At 70.9% G+C, this 20812-nt stretch carries 19 protein-coding genes; 9 read left to right on the top strand and 10 right to left on the bottom strand.

Features of this window, described 5'->3' with window-relative positions; genetic code table 11:
* Positions 1 to 244 precede the first annotated feature (244 nt).
* Positions 245 to 1027 (top strand): hypothetical protein, encoded by a 783-nt coding sequence (locus tag VGR06_RS19690; RefSeq protein WP_327560566.1) that lies wholly within the window; start codon positions 245 to 247, stop codon positions 1025 to 1027.
* Here VGR06_RS19690 and VGR06_RS19685 read toward each other — a convergent pair.
* Entirely contained in the window at positions 990 to 1571 is a 582-nt protein-coding gene (locus VGR06_RS19685) for a DUF1330 domain-containing protein (protein WP_327560565.1), read from the bottom strand. The genes VGR06_RS19690 and VGR06_RS19685 overlap by 38 nt on opposite strands.
* A gap of 80 nt (positions 1572 to 1651) precedes the next feature.
* On the opposite strand from VGR06_RS19685, the gene VGR06_RS19680 reads away from it, so the two are divergent.
* The 3 genes from VGR06_RS19680 to VGR06_RS19670 are packed head-to-tail and all read left to right on the top strand — an operon-like array spanning position 1652 to position 3526.
* A complete protein-coding gene (locus VGR06_RS19680; protein WP_327560564.1) occupies positions 1652 to 2248 on the top strand; it encodes a TetR-like C-terminal domain-containing protein in 597 nt (198 codons plus the stop codon).
* Between the two features lie 10 nt (positions 2249 to 2258).
* Positions 2259 to 3122, top strand: coding sequence for an exodeoxyribonuclease III (locus VGR06_RS19675; RefSeq protein ID WP_327560563.1), 864 nt, complete (start codon positions 2259 to 2261; stop codon positions 3120 to 3122).
* 5 nt (positions 3123 to 3127) lie between these two features.
* Positions 3128 to 3526, top strand: a complete 399-nt coding sequence (locus VGR06_RS19670) for a DUF3224 domain-containing protein (protein ID WP_327560562.1) — start codon at positions 3128 to 3130, stop codon at positions 3524 to 3526.
* Here the strand turns inward: VGR06_RS19670 and VGR06_RS19665 are convergent.
* Genes VGR06_RS19665 through VGR06_RS19655 form a run of 3 tightly spaced genes read right to left on the bottom strand, consistent with a single transcriptional unit; the run spans position 3523 to position 6218 of the window.
* Entirely contained in the window at positions 3523 to 4140 is a 618-nt protein-coding gene (locus tag VGR06_RS19665) for a TetR/AcrR family transcriptional regulator (RefSeq protein WP_327560561.1), read from the bottom strand. The two genes, VGR06_RS19670 and VGR06_RS19665, sit on opposite strands and share 4 nt — an antisense overlap.
* Complete coding sequence (locus VGR06_RS19660; protein WP_327560560.1) at positions 4137 to 5582, bottom strand: NAD(P)/FAD-dependent oxidoreductase; 1446 nt, start codon at positions 5580 to 5582, stop codon at positions 4137 to 4139. Before VGR06_RS19660 ends, VGR06_RS19665 begins: the two co-directional genes overlap by 4 nt.
* Before the next feature lie 36 nt (positions 5583 to 5618).
* On the bottom strand, positions 5619 to 6218 hold the full coding sequence (locus VGR06_RS19655) for a TetR/AcrR family transcriptional regulator (RefSeq protein ID WP_327560559.1): 600 nt from the start codon (positions 6216 to 6218) through the stop codon (positions 5619 to 5621).
* Between VGR06_RS19655 and VGR06_RS19650 the strand changes: the two genes are divergently transcribed.
* The 3 genes from VGR06_RS19650 to VGR06_RS19640 all read left to right on the top strand — a co-directional run bounded on the left by VGR06_RS19650 (position 6174) and on the right by VGR06_RS19640 (position 7993).
* The gene (locus tag VGR06_RS19650) at positions 6174 to 7508 is read left to right on the top strand and encodes a beta-N-acetylhexosaminidase (RefSeq protein ID WP_327560558.1); all 1335 of its coding nucleotides are present in this window, start codon (positions 6174 to 6176) and stop codon (positions 7506 to 7508) included. The genes VGR06_RS19655 and VGR06_RS19650 overlap by 45 nt on opposite strands.
* Positions 7509 to 7697 carry a hypothetical protein gene (locus tag VGR06_RS19645; protein ID WP_327560557.1) on the top strand — a complete coding sequence of 63 codons (189 nt, stop codon included), beginning with the start codon at positions 7509 to 7511 and terminating at the stop codon, positions 7695 to 7697.
* A 74-nt stretch (positions 7698 to 7771) separates the two neighbouring features.
* Positions 7772 to 7993, top strand: coding sequence for a DUF3618 domain-containing protein (locus VGR06_RS19640; protein ID WP_327560556.1), 222 nt, complete (start codon positions 7772 to 7774; stop codon positions 7991 to 7993).
* Here VGR06_RS19640 and VGR06_RS19635 read toward each other — a convergent pair.
* Together VGR06_RS19635 and VGR06_RS19630 are read right to left on the bottom strand one after the other, a co-directional pair.
* Entirely contained in the window at positions 7986 to 8378 is a 393-nt protein-coding gene (locus VGR06_RS19635) for a hypothetical protein (RefSeq protein WP_327560555.1), read from the bottom strand. The two genes, VGR06_RS19640 and VGR06_RS19635, sit on opposite strands and share 8 nt — an antisense overlap.
* 130 nt (positions 8379 to 8508) lie before the next feature.
* Positions 8509 to 9129, bottom strand: coding sequence for a helix-turn-helix domain-containing protein (locus tag VGR06_RS19630; protein WP_327560554.1), 621 nt, complete (start codon positions 9127 to 9129; stop codon positions 8509 to 8511).
* 64 nt (positions 9130 to 9193) lie between these two features.
* Between VGR06_RS19630 and VGR06_RS19625 the strand changes: the two genes are divergently transcribed.
* Complete coding sequence (locus tag VGR06_RS19625; protein WP_327560553.1) at positions 9194 to 10669, top strand: NAD(P)/FAD-dependent oxidoreductase; 1476 nt, start codon at positions 9194 to 9196, stop codon at positions 10667 to 10669.
* Between the two features lie 239 nt (positions 10670 to 10908).
* Here VGR06_RS19625 and VGR06_RS19620 read toward each other — a convergent pair whose 3' ends face one another.
* From VGR06_RS19620 to VGR06_RS19610, 3 genes are all read right to left on the bottom strand, one after another.
* Entirely contained in the window at positions 10909 to 11397 is a 489-nt protein-coding gene (locus tag VGR06_RS19620; RefSeq protein WP_327560552.1) for a helix-turn-helix transcriptional regulator, read from the bottom strand.
* Positions 11398 to 11553: 156 nt separating this feature from the next.
* Entirely contained in the window at positions 11554 to 13131 is a 1578-nt protein-coding gene (locus tag VGR06_RS19615) for an LCP family protein (protein WP_327560551.1), read from the bottom strand.
* A 135-nt stretch (positions 13132 to 13266) separates the two neighbouring features.
* The gene (locus tag VGR06_RS19610) at positions 13267 to 15420 is read right to left on the bottom strand and encodes a phospholipase (RefSeq protein ID WP_327560550.1); all 2154 of its coding nucleotides are present in this window, start codon (positions 15418 to 15420) and stop codon (positions 13267 to 13269) included.
* A gap of 458 nt (positions 15421 to 15878) precedes the next feature.
* Here VGR06_RS19610 and VGR06_RS19605 point away from each other — a divergent pair, with 458 nt between their 5' ends.
* Positions 15879 to 19376, top strand: a complete 3498-nt coding sequence (locus VGR06_RS19605; protein ID WP_327560549.1) for a BTAD domain-containing putative transcriptional regulator — start codon at positions 15879 to 15881, stop codon at positions 19374 to 19376.
* Here VGR06_RS19605 and VGR06_RS19600 read toward each other — a convergent pair.
* Positions 19357 to 20658, bottom strand: a complete 1302-nt coding sequence (locus VGR06_RS19600) for an MFS transporter (RefSeq protein WP_327560548.1) — start codon at positions 20656 to 20658, stop codon at positions 19357 to 19359. The genes VGR06_RS19605 and VGR06_RS19600 overlap by 20 nt on opposite strands.
* Between the last annotated feature and the right edge of the window lie 154 nt (positions 20659 to 20812).

Here is a 20812-nt window from a genome sequence, read left to right as displayed (position 1 = left end):
GGTGTGCATCGGACGGATCGCGATCTCGGGGTGCTCGACGAGCACCGAAGAGTTCGGGTTGTGCCACGTTAGGCCCACGCTCAGCGGACGTGTGTCCGCGGAGAGCGCGGAAACCGGGTCGCGTGGGGGTCTGGGGCCGAGCCCCCAGACCCCCACGGTGCCAGCTCCTGCTGACCCGGCGCTGGGCGCGTGGCCGCCGACCAGCGTCCTCACCTCAGGGGACCTGGTCGTGCGAACATGCCGCATGCTTGCGTCGATCATGCCCGGCCTTCGGCACGTTCGTAGTGCGTTGGTCGCGGGGTATATGTGGTTTGCGGCGGTGTGGTTGCTGGGTGCCGGTGTGTGGCGGGACCGAGCGGGTGGGCGGTCCATTCTCAGTGCGCCGGCTGAGCAGTTGCTGAACCTTTTTGGGGTGAGCGGCCGGTTGGTCGCCATCAGCGTTGTGTGCCTGCTGGTCGGTGAGGTTACCAGCGTGACGGCGCAGTCAATGCTGTACCGGCGAAGTTGGCGGTACATGGCGAGGATAACTCCCGAGAACCTTGCCGGGCTGCCCGGTGGGTGGCGCGGGCTGTTCCGGCCGATCAGCCGGCGTGCCATCAACCGGTTGTATACCAACATGATCCATGCCTATGAGGCTGTCCGGCCGCCGGGCGGCGGGGCGGAGGTGCCGGGTTCCGAGGAGAGCGAGCGGATGGCGATTCGTGTCCTCAACGAGGTTCTCACCATGGGTCCACGGCTCATCATGGCCAAACCGGAACTTTATGCGGAATACGACCGGATCAGGTCGGAGAGCGAGTTTCGAGACGCGATTCTTGTGCCGTTGCCCATTCTGGGGACAGCTATATTGTTAAATCTTCACGTTCCGACCTCGGTCAAGGTCGTGGTGTTCCTGGCCGTCGTCGTGCTCGATGTGTACCTGTTTTTGCAGGCTCGGCGGCTCTTTCGAACGGCGCACAGCATCGTCGCGCACAGCGTCGCCGACGGGACCATCAGCTCGGCGACGATGGGAGATTTGGGGCCGGGCTGAGCACCGTGTCGATTCGGATGATGCCCGTCGGGTCGTGGGCACAGTCGAACGCGGCGCGTTGTGCGGGTGAGGGGAACGAGGAGATCCGGACCCGGTTGAGCGGACGGTCGGCGGCGCATGTGGGCTCGACGTCGAGGGTGTACTCGGTCCGGCGGTCATCGCTGGTCAGGGCCGGTTCCACGAGCTCGGGGGCGTGGCCGATCTCGATCAGATAGACCCGGTCCGCGCCGGGTCGGGTCGGGTTGGCCTGGGTGAGGCGGCCGTCGAAGGTGCGGAGGTCGACGGACGTGTCGCGAAGGTGCTTGATCTTCAGGAACGCCGGGTCGGCGGAGAACGCGTCGAAGGCGGTGCGGCTGTCGTAGTGGACGAGGTTGGCGGCGTCTGGGGTGGTGAGGCCGTCGGCCTGGATGGCGGTGGGGGTGAAGATCTGGTCGGCGGCGCCGCCGTACCGGGTGACGATGGGCGCCATCTCCGCCAGGTATTCCTGGAACCGGGCCGGGTGGTGAATCCAGATGAGCACCAGCTGGTGCCACAGGTCGGTCACGGGCACTCCTCATTAATGCGACGGTTGTCGTGGTAGTGAGGTTAACACTGTTGCGACGGATGTCGCGATAGGATGCGCGGGTGGCGTCGGTTGATCAGGTGAAGGCTCGGCCCGGGGGGCGGAACGCGCAGGTTCGGGCGCGGGTGTTCGAGGCCGTGCGCCGGGCGTTGGAGAGTGGGGATCCGGAGAACCTGGCCGTCGACCGGCTGGCCGAGCAGGCGGGCGTGCACCGGGCCACCATCTACCGCCGGTGGTTGTCGACCGAGCGGCTGATGGCGGACCTGCTCGTCGAGCTGACCCCGCTGGACACCCCGCTGCCCGACACCGGCACGCTGCGCGAGGATCTCGAGGACGTGCTCGCGCGGGTGGCGGGCACGGTGGGAACGCCGGCCGCCGCGGTGATGCTGCGGCTGGTCGCCGGCAGTGCGGACGGCGACCTCGCCGAGGCCGCGCGGGGCTACTGGGCCGGCATCCTCGACCGCACGGCGGAGATCATCCGGCGAGCGCAGCGGCGCGGCGACGCAACCCCGGACGTGGACGCCGTCGCGGCCACCGAGTCGCTGCTCGGCCCCGTCTACTTCCGCCTCCTGGTCAGCCACGAGCCGATCACCGACGAGTTCCGTGCCGGGCTGGTAGACCGCACCCTCCGCCTGCTGAGCGTCGGTGCGCACGGCTAACGTTGGCGTGGTGCGGATCGCGACGTGGAATGTGAACTCGGTCAAGCAGCGGATGCCGCGGTTGTTGCCGTGGCTGGATCAGCGGCGGCCGGATGTGGTGTGCCTGCAGGAGACGAAGCTGGCCGACGACGCCTTCACCGCGTTGCTCGGCGAGGAGCTCGCGAACCGGGGGTACGAGGTCGCGGTGTACGGCGAGGTGCAGTGGAACGGGGTGGCGATCCTGTCGCGCGTTGGGCTCGACGACGTGGTGACCGGGGTGGCGGGGGCGCCGGGGTTTCCGCACCAGGAGGCGCGGGCGGTGGCGGCGACCTGCGGTGGGGTGCGGGTGCACTCGGTGTACGTGCCGAACGGGCGGGTGCCGGACTCCGACCACTATCACTACAAGCTGGCGTGGCTGGCGGCGTTGCGAGAGGTGATCGCGGCGGGGCCGACGGACGCGGTGGTGTGTGGGGACATGAACATCGCGCCGGCCGACGAGGACGTGTTCGATCCTGCCGCGTATGTCGGGCAGACGCACGTGACGGCGCCGGAGCGGGAGGCGTTGGCGGAGCTGCAGGGCGTGGGGCTGAGCGACGTGGTGCGGGACCGGTGGCCGGATAAGCGGGTGTTCACTTACTGGGACTACCGGGCGGGGATGTTCCACCAGGACCTGGGGATGCGGATCGACCTGGTGCTGGCCACCGGGCCGGTCGCGACCAGGGTCAAGGCGGCGTGGGTGGACCGGCATGCGCGGAAGGGGACCGGGCCGAGCGATCATGCGCCGGTGATCGTCGACCTGGATGAGGCGCCGGACGGGGACATCGGGCCGGTGGTGCCGCCGCCGTCGGCGCCGGCCACCCGGAGGCGCGCGGTGAAGTTGCCGCAGTCAAAATGATCGGCATGAGCAGCCAGAGCGCGACCGGGACGTTCGAGATCGACTCCTGGGACGACGACATCTTCGACGAGGGCGAGGCGGCGAAGCTCGGCCGCACCCGGTTGACCAAGACGTTCCAGGGTGACCTGGCGGGCACGAGCGTGGTGAACATGCTCGGGGTGAGCGTTCCCGGGGACGGTGGCGAGTTCCAGGGTGTGGCGTACGTGGCGGTGGAGCGGGTCACGGGCAGCGTGCACGGGCGCAAGGGCAGTTTCGTGCTGATGCACACGGCGGGGCCGGACGGGTTCGCGGTGAAGATCGTTCCTGGCACCGGCGGCGATGAGCTTGCCGGGATCACCGGGCAGATCATGATCAAGCGGGACGAGGACGGCTCGCACACCTACACGCTGGAGTACGCGCTCTAGTCCTTGCGGACGGTGGGGAACGTGTCGCGGAGGATGGAGAGCAGGGTGTTGGTGAGCAGGAGCTGGACGTGCTCGCGCGGCAGGGTGGCGCGGACCAGCCATTCCCGGGCGGCGGCCCGCACCAGCGCGTTGTAGCTGCGGATCATCGCGCGCAGCTCCTCGCGGTGCGCCACCACGTGCGCGAGGTCGGCGGCCTCGAGCACCCGCTCGGCGGCGATGTCGTCGGCCTCGGCGAGGATCCGATCGACTTCCGGGTCGTCGCCGACGCCCTCGGCGCCGATGGCGGCGAGCCAGGTCTTGGGGTTGCGCGACACCGCGTCCAGGAACCAGGCGACGGCGCTGTCGACGCGTTCGTCCAGCGAGCCTTTGGGCAGCCGGCGTACGGCGCTCTCCGGCAGGGTCACCATCCGTCGCACGACCTCCAGGTAGAGATCGCGCTTGGTGCCGAAGTAGTGGTTGATCAACCCGCGGGCCACGCCGGCCTCGCGGGCGAGCTCGGTGGTGGACACCGCGGAGTACGGGCGCTCACCGAACAGTTTGATGGCGCAGACGAGGATCTGCTCGCGGCGCTGGTCGGGTTCCAGTCTGCGCCAGCGCGGCGTCGCTGTGGTCATGGCGTCACCCGGTAGTCGGACGGGTCGAGGGTCCTGGTTCTGCGGTGGTATTCGGACACCAGGCCCGGCCAGTTGGTGGAGATCCGGCCGGTGGGCTCCCGGTACCAGCTGCGGCACAGCGACCAGACGCTGTGGCCCAGCCGGCGCTGCACCTCCTCGTCGAAGCGGTCCGCGACCTCCGACCGAACGTCCACAGAGGACGATCCGGTGGCGGCGAGGTGCTGCACGGCCTGGCGGATGTAGCGGGCCTGCCGCTCCAGCATGTAGATGATCGAACCACAGCCCAGGTTGGTGTTCGGGCCGTACATCAGGAACATGTTGGGGAAACCGGGAACCGCGATGCCGTAGTACGCGCGGGCGCCGCCGCTCCAGATGTCGCGCAGATCGCGGCCGGCGAGCCCGAGCACCTTCATCGGGCCGAGGAACTCGGTGGTGCGGAAGCCGGTGGCGTAGATGATCACGTCGGCCGCATGGTGCGCGCCGCCCGCGGTGCGCACGCCGGTCGGGGTGATCTCCTTGACGGGGTTGGTTTCCACGGACACGTTCGGCTGGGTGAGCGCGGGGTAGTAGTTGCTGGCGAACAGCACCCGCTTGCAGCCGGCCGGGTAGTCCGGGGTGAGCTTGGCACGCAGCACCGGGTCCTTGATCTGCCGCCGGCGCATGGCCCGGGCGAGCAGGTCGACGGACCTGGTGATGGCGTTGTCGCTCTTCAACCCGACCGTGGCGAACTCGCAGAGCGCCCAGAAGAAAGCGCGTTCCAGTAGTTGGGTCTGCGGGATGCGGCGGTACAGGGTGTGCTGCCACGGCCGGTAGGCGGTGTCGGCCTTGGGCACGACGTACGGCGCGGAACGCTGGAACAGCGTCAGCTGCCCGACCTCCGGCTGGATCCGCGGCACGAACTGGATGGCGCTCGCTCCGGTGCCGATCACCGCGACGCGTCTGCCGGTCAGATCACCGGAGTGGTCCCACTCCGCCGAGTGGAAGGCGTGCCCGGTGAACGTCTCCCGGCCCGGGATGGCGGGCCAGGCCGGCCGGGAGAGCTGGCCGACGGCGGGAATGAGGACGTTCGCCTCGTAGGTCCGGCCGGTGGCCGTCTCCACCCGCCACACGCCGCGTCCCTCGTCCCACGCGGCGCCGGTGACCTCGGTGTTGAAGTGGATCTTCTCCCGCAGCCGGTACCGGTCGGTGACCGCGCCGAGGTAGGCGTGAATGTCCTCGCGCAGCGAGAACCGCATGGGCCACAACGGGTTGGGCGCGAAGGAGAACGAGTAGTAGGGCGACGGGATGTCGCAGCCCGCGCCGGGGTAGGTGTTCTCCCGCCATACGCCGCCCAGGTCCGCTGCCTTTTCCAGGAGCGTCACGTCGCCGAGCCCGGCGCGCTGCAGCTCGATGGCCATGCCGATGCCGGCGAAGCCGGTGCCGATGATCAGGGCGGAGGGCATCCGGGTCTCCGGTCTGTTGGCGAGGAGCCAATTAGTTTACTGGGATTCCTCGCCGGTGTCGATGAGTAACCGGGCCAGCGTCCGGGTGAACTGTTCCGGGGTGACGTCGGCTGGCGGTCTGCCGAAGTACTCGACCGTCAGGAAGTAGCCGACGACCGCGGACATCATCACGGTGGCGGCCCCGGCGGGGTCGTCCTTGACGACCGCGATCGGGGCCTTGAACAGCAGGTCGGCGATGCCGAGGTCGACGCCGCGCTCGACCATCGTCTCCTGCACCCGCTGGGCGAGGTTCGGGGCCCGGCCACGTTCCCACATCAGGATCGCCATCATCGGCAGCAGTTCCCGCAGGAAGTCGAGGTCGGCGCGGAGTTGGATGGCCAGGGCCTCGGCGGGCGGCAGGTCCGCCGGTGCGTGCGACACCTGGGCGTCCGGATCCTTCTTGACCCGGACCATCTCGCGGTCGACGACGGCGGACAGGAGCTCCGTCTTATCCTTGAAGTGGCGGTAGAAACTGCCGCTCCCCGGAGACAGGCCGGCCGCCTTCTCGATCGCGGTGATCGGGGTGGCGGCGACCCCCTTCTCGGCGAACAGATGCAGGGCGACATCCATGATCCGTTCGCGAGTGTGAGAGCCCATACACGCAATGCTACTGATGCAAGAAACCTCTTGCGTCGACGCGCGGCCGGTGGGCACGATGGATGGGTCAAACCTGGGGTGAACATCCCGTTTCCGGGCGGCAGGGCGGATCCCATGTGGACAGTCGGGGGCGGCCGGGGACCTGCGGTGATTCCCGCTCTGCGGACATGGATGCCCGGCACGGGCGCCTACCGGTTCGGCCCGGGAACCAGGGTGCTGGCTTCGGACCCCCGGCTCTCCGGCACGGCCGAACTGCTCGCCGGTGAGTTACAAGCTGTGACCGGAGTCAGCATTCCGTGGCTCGGGGATCACTGGGCGGGCCCGGGTGACGTCGTGCTCGGCATGGACGGCGGGTCCGGCGAGGGTTACCGGCTCGACATCGGGCCGGTCACGGAGATCCGGGGGACCGGCGCTGCCGGGGCCTTCCACGGGACCCGGACGCTCCTCCAACTCCTGCGCCAGGACTGGGTGATTCCGGCCGGCCGCGCGGAGGACCGGCCGGCCTATCCCGAGCGCGGGCTGATGCTCGACGTCGGGCGGAAGTACCTCACGATGGCGTTCCTGCGGCGGCAGATCCGCGAGCTGGGCTATCTCAAGCTCAACCACCTGCACCTGCATCTGAGCGACGACCTCGGGTTCCGGCTGGAAAGCGGGACGCACCCGGAGATCACGTCCGCCGCGCACTACTCCAGGGCCGAGATCAAGGAACTGGTCGGGTACGCGGCCCGCTACCACGTGCGGGTGCTGCCGGAGATCGACTTTCCCGCGCACATGGGGGCGATCCTCGCCGCTCATCCGGAGTTGAAGCTGGTGAGCCGGCGCGGACGGGTACGCGACGGGCTCATCGACCTGTCGAATCCCGCGGCCTACGCGCTGATGGGCGACCTGCTCGGCGAGTTTCTTCCGCTGTTCCCCGGCGAGTACTGGCACATCGGAGCCGACGAGTACGTCCGGGACTTCCGCGCGTACCCGCGACTTTCCGGGCCGCGCGCGTTCGCCCGGTTCGTGGACTGGGCAGGCGGTGTGGTGCGCGCGGCCGGGAAGACCGCGCGGATGTGGAACGACGGCATCCGGGCGCCCGGCGTGGTCAGCCCGGAGGTGGTCGTGGAGCACTGGTCGGCCGGTGGCCGCACGCCGTGGTGCGGGCCGGCGTGCCGCCCGGCGGACCTGGTGGCCGCCGGACACCGGGTGCAGAACGCGGCGTTCACCCCCACGTACTACGTGACCGGCGGCGTGTCGGCGCCGTTCAACGTGCCGCCCGCGGTGATGTACGCCGGCTGGCGGCCGTAGATGACTGACGGGAACCTCGGTGCGGTGCTGCACGTGTGGTGTGACCATCCGGACCGGACCGAGGAGGAGATCGCGGCGGCGGTGTATCCGAGGCTTCGGGTGATGGCCCAGCACACATGGGGCTCGGCCGGGCCCGGGTACCCCCGGTTCCTGAGGCGCGTCACCGCGGTGGGCGTGGCTCCGGGCTGAGGCGGCGGGTCGGCGCACGGACCGGGCCGGTTTCCTCTACGGTGGGGCGCCAGGCATGCGGGCGAGGAGGAATCGTGGCCAGGGACCCAGACACCATTCAGCGGGAGATCGAGGAGGCGCGGGACGCGCTGGCCTCGACCCTGGACCGGCTCGGCACCCAGGCCAATCCCAAGCGGCTGGTCGACAACGCCCGGGCGAGCGCGGTCAGCAAGCTCAACCAGCCGAAGGTCAAGTACCCGCTGATCGGCCTCGGCGCGCTGATCTTCCTGTTCCTGCTGCGGAAGATCTTCAGCTAGCCGACGGCGAGGCCACCTCGTCGGCCGCCGAGGCCTCCTCCGGCTCGCGGGGCCGGGGGCTCGGAGCCTTCCTGGCCGGCGCGGCCTCGGCGGCGGGCTCCGGCTGCGGCGGCTCCTCCGGCTCGGCCGAGGGCGGCGGCTCGGACTTGGTGGTCATCCGGGCGGTCAGGTAGGCCGTGGTGAACTCGACCGCGTCGCCGTTGAGCAGGTGCACCACGGTGCGGTACTCGTCGTCCGGGGCCAGTTCCTCGACGAGCTGGTCGGTGCGGTCCCGAGCGGCGATGATGCCCGGTGCCGTGGCTTTCAGCGTCCTGCCCCGACCCTTGATCGTGATGGTCCAGTCATCGCCGTCGGGGGTGTAGTTGGCTTCGATCGGCTCCGCCATGTTCGCGCCCCACCTTCTCTGCTCCCACGCCGTACCTACGTTGGACCCCATCCCATTCCCTGCATGACGCACTTAACCCAATCGGCGGCGGTTTCGCAGGTCGTAGCCGCACAAAAGACCGAATGATCGATCAAGTAGGGGACCCGGGCCGGCGCTCGAGCCGGTCCCGCAGGCCGTACCAGACCAGCTGCATGACGTACTCCGCGGCCTGTTTGGCGCTGACCCCCTCCTGCTGTACGTACCAGACCGAGAGCCGCTCGCAGGCGCCCACCACGATCTCCGCCATGGCCGCCAGCTCCTGCCCGGGGACGTCCGGCAGGAAGGTGGCGAACAGCGCCGTGTCCAGGGCGGTCTGCTGCCGGCGGATGGCCTCGATCTCGTCGACCGCCGCCGGTCCGGCCACGATCGCCTCGCGCCGGATCAGCTCCCAGGACCGCCGGTGTGATTCGGTGAACTCGAAGAACGCGATCAGGCCGGTGCGCAGGGCGTCCTCGGCGGAGGTGCGGCCGGCGATGGACTCGGTGGAGACGGCCAGCAGCTCGGCCCTTGCCTGCCGGATGCACGCTACGAACAGGCCCTCCTTGGACCCGAAGTACTCGTACAGCATGGGTTTCGAGACGCCCACCCGCTCGGCGATCTCGTCCATCGAGGCCGCCTGGTAGCCACGCTCGGCGAACATCCGCTCGGCGACCGAGACCATCTGCCGTTCACGCTCGGCACGCGGCATCCGCCGTCGCCGCTCGGGGGCCATGCAGGGACTCTACCGGAAGTAACCTACTTGAAGTAAGGTGCGATTCTGGACAAGGAGGTGCCACATGGCCGAGCGGGTGGAGACCGGCGTGATCGTGGTGGGCACCGGGTTCTCCGGGCTCGGCATGGCCATCCAGCTCCGCCGGGACGGCCGCGAGGACTTCGTCGTGCTGGAGAAGGCCGACGACGTGGGCGGCACCTGGCGGGACAACACCTACCCGGGCTGTGCCTGCGACATCCAGTCGCACCTGTACTCGTTCTCCTTCGAGCAGAACCCCGACTGGACCCGGTCGTTCTCGTCGCAGCAGGAGATCTGGGACTACCTGCGGCGGGTCACCGACAGGTACGGCCTGCGCCGCAACATCCACTTCGGGGTCGAGGTGGCCGGGGCCCGGTGGGACGCCGACGAGCTGCGCTGGCACGTCGCCACCGCCACCGGTGCCGAGTACGTCGCCCGGTTCCTGGTGGCCGGCATCGGCGCGCTGCACATCCCGAACATCCCGGCGCTGCCCGGGCTGGACGGCTTCCCTGGTCCGGCGTTCCACTCCGCGCTGTGGAACCACGACGTCGACCTGCGCGGCAAGCGGGTGGCCGTGATCGGCACCGGGGCCAGCGCCATCCAGTTCGTGCCGCGGATCGCGCCGCTGGCCGGGCGGTTGGACCTCTACCAGCGCACCCCGCCGTGGATCCTGCCCAAGCCCGACCACCCGATCCCGGACTGGGCGAAGGCGCTGTTCCACCGCGTACCCGGGGCGCAGCGGGCGTACCGGAACCTGCTCTACTGGCTGCTCGAGGCGCGGGCGCTGGGGTTCAACGGGCACCCGCGGATGCTCAAGTTCGCCGAGAAGTTCGCCCGGTGGAACCTGGAGCGGTCCATCTCCGACCCTTCGCTGCGTGCCCAGCTCACCCCGGACTACGCCATGGGCTGCAAGCGGGTGCTGGTCGCCAACGACTTCTACCCCGCGCTGAACCGGGACAACGTGCACCTGGTCACCGGCGGCGTGGCCGAGGTGCGTTCGGCGAGCGTCGTGGACACCGCCGGCGTCGAGCGGGACGCCGACGTGATCATCTTCGGTACCGGGTTCCAGGTCACCGACGGCTACGACTATCTGAACATCACCGGGCGGGACGGCCGGGACCTGGCCAAGGAGTGGCGCACCGCGGGCATCCAGACCCACCTCGGCATGAGCGTGGCGGGCTTCCCGAACCTGTTCTTCCTGCTCGGCCCGAACACCGGCCTCGGCCACAACTCCGTGGTGTTCATGATCGAATCACAGATCCGCTACGTCTCCGGCGCGATCAAGCTCACCGAGCGGAACCGGTCCGGCGCGATCGAGGTGCGCCAGGGCGTCCAGGACCGGTTCCAGGCCGACATCCAGCACCGCCTGGCGAACGGGATCTGGACCACCGGCGGCTGCACGAGCTGGTACCTGGACGCGAAGGGCGTCAACCGCACCATCTGGCCCGGCTTCACCTGGCGCTACTGGCTGCGCACCCACAGGATCGACCCCGCCGACTACGAGCTGATTCCGGCCGCGTAGTGCCGACTGGGCACGGAACGCGGCGGTTGGCGGGGGTGGTCTGGGAGCGCGCGGCTCGTGCGGCTTGGCAGGCTACCCAGAAGATCAAATCGCCGAAGTCCCGCCCCGTCCCACCTGCCATGGTGCGCCTATGAGATCAACTCGAGCTCCCACCCTCGTCCTAAGCCTTCCTTAAATCTAGCCACCCCGAAAACCGCCGCCTGCCAACGCAAACCGCCGGGGCAGGCGAGCTATCTCGGCTAGGCGGTGTTGACCGGGGCGCCGCCGATGCGGCGGAGGCGGGCGATCAGGTCGAGGGTTTCCATGCCGCAGAGCTCGGCCATGCGCTCGAGGGCGGAGATGTCGAGGTGGACCTCGCCGCCCTGGGGTGCCTGCTCGCCGGCCAGTTTGCCGGCGGCCCAGCGGCGGAGGGGGAGGAGCTCGGGGGCGCGGTCGCGGACGACCTTGCGGAGGTCGATGCGGATGCGGCCGACCGGTGCGTGGGTGAACACTCGTTCGTGGACTCGGGCCAGGAGGTCGTGGGGGAGTGCGTCGAGGGCGAGGCAGATCTCGACGAAGCGCACCACGGAGACCTGGCGGGTGCCCAACTCGTAGGTGGCCAGCGTCTGCAGCGAGATGTCGCTCTGCAGGCGCTCGTTGAGGTCCTTGCGCGTCCACCCCCGCTGCTTGCGCAGCCGGCGGATCTCGTCACCGAGAACCCGCTGGTAGGTCGCCACATCGAGCTCCACCGTCGCGCCCCTTCCCGAAGGTGGGCGGTCGATTGACCAACCGCCAACACCTGTGGAAGCAACGAGAGGGCGCGCGATTACGCGGGTTAACAGAAGTCACCACAAAGGTTCGCCCGAATGGGTGCACGTGCATACGACGCATGCACCAAGGGGCGCCTAGTTCACGCAACCATCGGCACCGGGGCCGGCCGGGGGTTGCTGCCGTGTCACCGGTTGCATCGCCAGCGGTCCGCTGCCCGTTAGCTGGTTGCCGTTGCTGGCGTCGAAGTCCTTGCCGAGCAGCACTGTCACGTGGCCCTTGGGGACGTTGCCGTCCACCTCGGCCGGGATGCCGCCGAGCGCGGACGCCACCCGCTGCCCGTTGTCCTGCTCTCCGCTGGCGAACCGGACCACGGACTTCGTCCGGGTGCCGGCGTTGCCGGTCTGCCCGGCCTTGAACCCCTGTGCGGTCAGCGACTGGGAGACCTGGTTGGCGAGGCCGGTGCGGCCGGAGGCGTTGCGCACGTCCACGGTGATCGCGCCGCCGCTGCCGTTGCCGGAGGACGGCGGCTGGCTGCCGCTGGACGGCTGCGACCCGCCGCCGTGCAGCAGCCCCTGCACGAACGCCTTGACGTCCCGCGGGTTCACCTCGACGGCATCCCCGTCGTCGGTCTTCAGCGCGATGTTGCCCACCGGAATGGTCTTGAACTCCAGGTTGCCGCCGGTGAACGTCATCATCTGCTGGGCGAACTGGATCACGTTCCAGTTCTGGTCGAGCACCACCGACTTCTGGATCGCGGCGGTGAGCTGGTTCAGCGTGTCCGAGCCGGGGGTGAGCATGTCCCCGGACAGCACCTTCTTCGCCATGCCGGCCATGAACACCTGCTGGCGCACGATCCGGTCCAGGTCGCCGTTGGTCAGGCCGTGCCGCTGGCGCACGAACGCCAGTGCCGGGGCGCCCTTGAGGTTCTGCTTGCCGGCCGGCAGGTGCGCGCCGGAGTCGGCGTCGTTGACCGCCTTGTTGAGGCAGACCTCGATGCCGCCGATGGCATTGGTGATGTCGTAGAAGCCGAGCAGGTTGACCTCGGCGTAGTGGTCGATCGTGGCGCCGGTGAGCTTCTCGATCGTGCCGATGAGGTTCTTCGCGCCCTCCAGGTTGGACTTCAGCTCGAGCTGGGCCTGGTCCTTGATGCCCTGGCGGCGCAGCTTGTCCATCGCGTCGTTCTTCGCTCGCGCGTACGCCGAGTTGATCTTGTGCTTGCCGTAGCCGCCGGGGATGTCCACGTACGAGTCGCGCGGCAGCGAGATGCCGATGGCCTTGCCGCCGTCGTTGGGGATGCGGATCAGGATCAGCGTGTCGGTGTTCAGCGTGCCGTCCGCCTTGCCGGCGGTGAGCTGGCGGAGGATCTCCTTGGACAGCGGCTTGCCCTGCGCGTCGGTGCGGCTGTCCATGCCGACCAGCAGGATGTCTGTCGCGCCGTCCGGCGGTTTCTCCAACTGCGGGCCGCTGATCACGTCCTGCCTGGTCAGCCCCTCGTTCAGAGAGTTGATCTTGCCGGAGTAGTAGCCGGTGACCACGAGGATCAGCGCCGAGACGATGGCCAGGACGGTCTTCGGCCCGGTGAGCCGGCGCGGGGGACGGCGGGGCGGCGGGGCCGGGCGGCGGCGTGGCGCTGGGCGGCGTTCCGGCTCGAGGAGTCCGGCGTACTGACCGGTCGTCGGGCCGGGAGACCTCGGCGGCGGCCGGTAACTCACCCCTGACTCCTCCTCAACGCAACACGGATCCCCGGACGGCAGTGATGACGTGTCATACCTCGTTTGGGTTGTCCCCAGCGTGACACACCTCTCCCGGCCCGCTTCGCCGGCACGCGGACAACCACCCGAAACGGTCTATTGGGTACTTTCGGCCACCGCCCGTGACCGGGCCAGCGCCGGCTGGAGCCGCCAGGCCGCGATGACCAGGGCGAGCGCCATCGTGATGCCGTGCACCGCGAGCCCCGGCCCGCTCATCGTCGTGATCATCGGACCGACGCAGGCGACCGCGGTGAGCAGCCACGGCCAGGGTTCGGTCGTGGTCCGGAGCCGCACGCAGTGCAGCAGGTACCAGCCGAGCAGCAGGTGGATCAGGTTGGCCATCGGGTCGAGCGGGAGGCCGAAGAGCGCCGGCGGCTCGCTCTGCCCGGTGATCCCGGTGGCCGCGAACCCGAGCAGGCCGAGCGCCCCGTAGGCCACACCGAGGGCGGCCGCGACCGCGTCGAGCGGGGCCGCGGCGCGGTCCGGTGGCTCGTCGGGGTCGAGCTCGTCCGGCTCCCCGTCCGGCGCCGTCACCCGGCGTTCGAACAGCACGAACGCGAGCATGGTCGGCACCCCGATCAGGGCCAGCGCGAGCATCCGGCGCGGCTGGGTGAGCCAGTCCACGCCGGTCGCCGGCAGGCCCGCGGTGCGCGCGGCGACCACCACGCCGGCGATCAGCAGCATCGTGCACAGGTAGAGCAGGTAGGCGGTCATCGGCGCGTCCCGCAGCACGGTGACCATGCGGGCCGGCGGGCTGGCCGCGAGCTTCGACGCGCCGGCCTGCCGGGGGAGCGCGACCAGGCACACCTGGACGCAACCGATGAGCAGCACGCCGAGCAGGGACGGGGCGAACGAGGCGTACTCGGTCGGCTCGGCGATGAGGAGCTTCGGGTGTCCGCCGGCCGTGGTGAGCGCGACCAGGCCGAGGAACGCGGCGATCGCGGTGGCCACCAGGGCCGGGCGCGGCACCCGCCAGAGCCGGCCGTCCGCGTAGTGGAAGGCGACCTGCTGGAACAGCAGCGCCACCAGGATCCCGCCGGCGTGCGCGGCGACCGAGCCGTGCCCGGCCACGCCGATCGTGGTGACCGCGGCCAGCAGCGCGACCGGGGTGGCCAGCGGGAGCAACCGGTGCAGCCGGTGCATGACCGGGGTGGCGGCGACGACCAGCAGGTACAGGCCGAGCAGCCACAGCGGTTGCAGCACGATCCGGCCGAACGCGGCGATCGCGTCCTCCGGCGCGCCGAGCAGTTCCAGGGACAGCGGCACGACCAGCCAGGCCGTGACGAACGCCAGCACCGGGCGCAGCAGCCAGCCGATCCGGGCGGCCAGGTAGTCGCCATAGTCGTGGGCGGCGCGCCAGGCGATCAGGTTGGCGTGCCCGCCGGCCAGGAAGAACAGCGGCACGAGTTGGAGCAGCCAGGTCAGCGGCCAGACCCAACCGGCGTGGTTCGAGCCCCAGGAGGCGAGCGCCAGGATCGACTCGGCCAGCACGATGCCGGTCAGGCTGACGATGCGCAGGACGCCGAGGTAGCCGGCCTGGGCCCGCTCGGTGTCGCTGAGCGTCGGCTCGGGTTCGCGGCGGTGGCGCCGGTTCCGGCCGGAGCGGGCCGGCACCCGGGCGGCGATGAGCAGGGCGATCACGATCAGCCCGATCGTCCACGGGCCGATCGGCTCGGCGCGCGGCGGCCCCCAGCGCTGGTGCCAGGAGTTCACCACCAGGCCGACCGAGTACAGCGAGGCGACGACCTGGCACAGGCCCGCCGAGCCCCGCGGGTTGAGCACGCACATGCCGTGCATGTCCGCCGAAAGCCGGTCGTCGAGCCGCTCGCGCAGGTCCGGGCCGAGCGGCTGGCCCTTCGCGTCGGCGTAGCGCAGCAGGTCGTAGCCGAGATCGTGGGCCTTGCAGCCGACGCTGTAGTCCCAGCGGGTGTTGTCGTCCCCCCACGGCGAGGAGCAGCCGCCGCCGGGGTGCACGACCCGGGTGGTCCCGTCCGGGGCCGGCAGGTGCACGGGGGTGTGCCCGGTGACCGCGGTGAAGTCGGCCGGCAGGTCCGCGATCGGGTCACGCCCGGACCGCGGCGCGAGCAGGTCCTCGATCGCCCGCTCCGCCTTCGCCGCGTCCCCCGTCGGCTCCCGGACCTGCGGCGCCCGTGCCCGCGACGCCACCACCGCGAACCCCGCCGCCAGCAACACGACCACGGTCAACCAACCCAGCCGAGGGAGCTTCGCGATCACCCGACGCAGCCCCATGACCAGAGGCTACCGATCTCGACCGGGCGTGTTGGCCGCTGGCGTCGCTGTGTTGGCCGCTGGCGGCGTGGCCCAGCCAACGCACCGACGTGATCTGCCAACACACCAACGTGGCGAGCCAATATGGCGACGTGAGACGCCAACATGCCGGTGGCCCGGATGCCGGGCCGGTGGCCCCCTGGCCCACCGGCCCGGTGGTGTGGGCGGCGAAGTCTGCCCCCAGGCAGGGTGATGCTCGCGGCGCACCCCCAGGGTGTCGCGGCGCACCACTCACCGGGACCAACGGTAGTTGTCGGGGCTGGTGGTCGGGCTGGAACGGATCTGGAATGTGGTTGGGTACGGAACGTGATGCGAACAGGGGTTTGACCTGGGAGTATTGGGCCATTCGAGTGACTGGTGGTGACGTAGCGGCAATTTCGTGGCCAGTATGAGCGGCAAGTGGCACGGGAGGGCACGCCATGGAATGGGGATCGGCAACATTCGGCGAGGAGTTGCGTGCTCGCCGGGTGCGGGCCGGGCTGACCCAGGCGGAGCTTGCGGCCCGGGCCGGGGTGAGCGTGCGCGCGGTCCGCTATATCGAGCAGGGGCGGATCGCGCGGCCGCGGCGGGAATCGGTCAAGCGGCTGGCCGAGGTGGTCGGGCTGGACGTGGACGGGCCGTGGACGGCGGGGGACCGGGGCGCCGACCTGCTCCGGCTGGGCGTGCTCGGGCGGCTGGAGCTGCACCGGGGGGCGCAGCCGGTGGAGACGGGTCCGCTCAAGCAGCGCAGCCTCCTCGCCCTGCTCGCGCTGCAGCCGAACCGGGTGGTGCAGCACGACGAGATCGTGGACATGCTGTGGGGCGCGCGGCCGCCGGACAGCGTGCAGAACCTCGTGCACACCTATGTCTCGCGGCTGCGGAAGGTGACCGGCGGGCAGCCCGGGCCGATCTCCTCGGCGCGCGGGGGATACCGGCTCACCCTTGGGCCGGAGCAGCTCGACCTGCTGCGGTTCGACGAGCTCATCGCCCGTGCCGGCGAGGCCCGGCAGGCGGACCCGGAGCAGGCGCTCGCACTCTACGAGCAGGCGCTGCGGCTGTGGCGTGGCCCGGCGCTCGTCGACCTGCCGGACCGGATCCGGCACCATCCGGCGGCCACCGCGCTCGGCGGCCGGCGGATCGCCGCGGCGCTCGCGCACGCGGACACCGCGCTCGGGCTCGGCCGGCACGAGGACGTCGCCGCGCAACTGCGGGAGCTGGTGCATGAGGAGCCGCTGCACGAGGGTCTGCACGCCCGGCTGATGCTGGGCCTGGCCGGGTCCGGGCAGCAGGCCGCGGCGCTGCGGCTGTTCGCCGACATCCGCGGGCGGCTGGCCGAGGACCTGGGCATCGAGCCGGGCAGCGAGATGGTCGCGGCGCACCTGCGGATCATCCGCAACGAGGTGGTCACCGCGGGCGGGCCGGCGCCGGCGGCGCTGAGCCACCCGGTGCCGGCGCAGCTGCCCGCGGACATCGGCGGGTTCACCGGCCGGGAGTACCACCTGGGCCGGTTGAATGCCGTGCTGCGCAAGCGAAACAGCGCGAGCAACACAGCGGTGGTGATCGCCGCGCTGACCGGGACCGCGGGCGTGGGCAAGACGGCGCTGGCGCTGCACTGGGCGCACCGGGTGCGGGAGGAGTTCCCGGACGGCCAGCTCTACGTGAACCTGCGCGGGTACGCGTCGGACTCGCCGGTGCGGCCGCTGGAGGCGCTGACCCGGTTCCTGCACGCGCTCGGCCTGCCGGCGGAGCGGGTGCCGGCCGACGAGGAGGAGGCGGTCGGCCTCTACCGGACGGTGCTCGCGGACCGGAGAGCGCTGGTGCTGCTGGACAACGCGGCGAGCGCCGACCAGGTGCGGCCGCTGCTCCCCGGCAGCCCCGGCTGCCTGGTGCTGGTGACCAGCCGGGACCGGCTCGCCGGGCTGACCGCGACCGAGGGCGCGCACCGGCTCACCCTCGACGTGCTCGACCCGGAGGAGGCGAACGCGCTGCTCCGGCGCATGATCCCGGACGAGCGCGCGGACGAGGACCCGAACGCGGTGACCGACCTGGCCGAGGCGTGCGCATACCTGCCGCTGGCCCTGCGCATCGTGGCCGCCAACCTGGCGTCGCTCCAGCACACCAGCATCGGCGACTACACCGACGAGCTGCGCAAGCGCGGCCGGCTGACCGAGCTGGTGGTGGAGGGCGACGACGAGGGCGCGGTGCGTGCCGCGTTCGACCTGTCCTACGACTCGCTGCAGCCCGAGGCGCGGCGGTTGTTCCGGCGGCTCGGCCTGGTGCCCGGGGTGGACTTCACCGCGGATGTGGCCGGCGCGCTGCTGGACCTGGAGCCGGCCGAGGCGCGCCGGTGGATGGGGCAGCTCGCGGTGGCCAACCTGGTCGGTGAGCACGCCGCCGGCCGTTACCAGTTCCACGACCTGCTCCGCGAGTACGCGGCGGACCGGGCGCGCACCGAGGATGGTGCCGAGGCGATGCAGGCGGCGACGGATCGGCTGCTGGCGAGCTACCTGCGGGCGACCGACGCGGCCACCCGGCTGCTCTACCCGCACGCCCCGCGCATCCCGGCCGTCCGCGACCAGTCGCCCGAACCGGCCGTGGCGCGGGCCGGCGAGGCGGCCGCGATCGACTGGCTGGACACCGAGCTGCCGAACCTGGTGGCCGCGGTCCGGGCCTGCCCGCCGGACCTGATGCATTACACGTGGCGGCTGGTCGACTCGCTGCGCGGCTACTTCGTGGCCCGGGGGCACTGCGCCGAGGGGTTGGCCATCACCCGGATCGCGGTCACCGCGGCGCAGCAGGACGGCGACCCGCACGCCGAGGCGTCGGTCAACGACGTGCTCGGGCTGATCCACTACAACGTGAGCGACTACGCCAAGGCCACCAGCTGCCACAGCCGGGCGCTGGCGCTGCACCGGCGAACCGGCAACGAGCTCGGTGAGGCCGGGTCGCTGCACAACCTCGGCCGGGTCCACTCACAACTGGGCAAGCCCACCCAGGCCTCGCTCTACCACGAGCAGGCGCTGACCATCAACCGGCGGCTCGGCAACCGGTTCGGCGAGGCCAGCGACCTCAACTACGTCGGCGCGGCGTGGCTGTCCCGCGGGCGGCCGGACCGGGCGATCGCCTACCAGACCCAGGCGCTGGCGATCAGCCGGGAGATCGGTGGCCGGACGCTGGAAATGGTGGCGTGCAACGGTTTGGGCCTCGCGCACTGGGCGCTCGGGGAGCTGGACCGGGCGGTCAAGTTCCATGTGGACTGCCTGGCGGTGTGCGGCCAGCTGGGGCACAAGCTCGGCGAGACGAACGGGTTGGTGTGCCTGGCGGAGACCAACTGCGACGCCGGCCGGTACCAGGAAGCCTATGCCCAGGCCCAAACCGGCATCACCAACGGGCGGCAGCTCGGCGAGCGCCGGCACGAGGTGGGCGGGCTGGACGTGCTCGCGACCGTCCACTTGCGACGGAACAGGCCGGAGATCGCCCGCGGCTACTACGCCGACGCGCTGCAGATCGCCCGCGAGATCGGGTTCGGCTACGGCGAGACATCCGTCCTCATCGGACTGTCCGCCGCCCTCCGGGAGACCGGGCAGCTCGCCGACGCGGTGGCCTACGGTCACGACGCGCTGGCCGTGCTCAACGACTCCGGCATGCGGCTGCTGGAGGGCCGGGCGCTGACCGAGCTCGCGCACGGCTACCTCGCGCTGGGCAACCTCGAGCAGGCCACGATGCACGCGCAGCGCGCGTTGCGGGCGGTGCGGACCCGGCGGCAGCGGCTGGCCGAGGCCCGCGCCCTGCACGTGCTCGGCCTGGTGCGGCAGGCCAGCCGGGACCCCGAGGGCGCCGCCTCCTCCTGGCGGGCCGCGCTGGAGATCTTCACCGGCATCGGCACCCCGGAGGCCGAGGACGTCCGGGCGCTCCTGACTAGTCCGGCTTCTGCTTGACCCGCGGCCGTCTCCGGATCGGGTCGGGTTCCGCGCGAACCGTCGGGATGTGCGGGTGGGGCACGGACTTTCCGTTCGTGCCGGGGGCTTCGGGGCGGGAGTTGAGCCGGGCCCAGGAGATCGCGGCCGGGACGGCGATCAGCACGCCGGCGGCTCCGGCCAGGGCGACCGTGGTGACCGCCGAGCCGATCAGCTCGGCGACGAGCCCGCCGAGCGCGACGCCGACGCCCTGCGCGACCCGCAGCCCGGTCCGGGCCAGGCCGATGGCACCGCCGCGGATCTCGTTGGGCACCAAGGTGTTGAACGTCGCGCTGACCGCGATCTGGTAGGCGCCCAGCGCGCCGGCCAGGGCCAGCAGGACGAGGGCCACCGCGAGGTTCGGGTGCACCAGGAACGCGATCAGCATCCCCACCGAGCCGGTCGCGAGCACCCCGATCAGGCGCACCCGCACCTGGCCGGACACGAAGTGGGACAGCACGAAGGTGCCGATCACGAAACCGAACGGGTCCGCGGCGAGTAACCAGCCGACGGCTTCGGAGCTCGCCCCGATCTCCCGGGCGAGCGGCGCCGCGAGCCCCTCGGGCACCACCACCAGGCCGACCAGCCAGGCCATCGTGAGCAGCAGCCGCAACTTGCGGTCTCCGAACACCCGCCGGGCGGCCCCGAACCAGCCGTCCTGGGGGCTGCCGGCCACCGGCCGCTCCCGGACACCCGCGAACACCACCAGCGAGCTGATCGCGAACGTCACCGCGTCCAGGGCGAGCGCCCAGGACGTGCCGATCGCCATGACCAGCAGTCCGCCGCCGCCGAGGCCGGCCAGCATCACCGTGTTGGTGGTCATCCCGCGCAGGTCCTGGCTGCGCAGGTACAGGTCGTTGTTGTCGAACAGCTCCCGGGTGAGCGCGTTCTGCGCCGCCAGCGCGGGTGCCTGGACCAGGTTGAGGGCCACCACCAGCACGCAGAGCACCAGCAGCGGGGTGCCGGGGATCGCCATCAGGCCCACGAGCACCGCCTGCACCGCGGTGCAGGCCACGATCAGCAGCCGGCGCGGCAGGCGGTCGGCCAGCTGGGACAGCCCGACGCCGCCGGCCAGAGCGGGAAGAAAGGTGAGCGCGTAGACCCCGGCGGCCCACAGCGCGGAGTTCGTCCGGTCATAGACCAGGATGGCGAGCGCGACCTTGGCGAGCTGGTCGCCGGCGACGGACTGGGCCTCGGCGAACCACAGCGCGCGGAACTCGGGTACGGCGAGGACCGCGGCCAAGCTTGGGCCCGTTCGGCTCACATCGCTGTCCTCGGGTCACGTGACGATAGCCGGTCAGTTATGTCGTTGTTGCATAGAGTACTGGCAGGAGGACCCGGCTTCACGCAGTCGTCCGGCTATCTTGGGCTACGCACCGACACGAGCCCGACCGGCTGCGCGATGAACCAGGTGTGGC

The organism is Actinophytocola sp. (assembly GCF_036002505.1).
In the GTDB taxonomy this organism is placed as follows: domain Bacteria; phylum Actinomycetota; class Actinomycetes; order Mycobacteriales; family Pseudonocardiaceae; genus DASYTH01.
The sequence above is the reverse complement of the archived record's forward strand: the minus strand, read 5'-3'. Positions and strand labels throughout refer to the sequence as shown.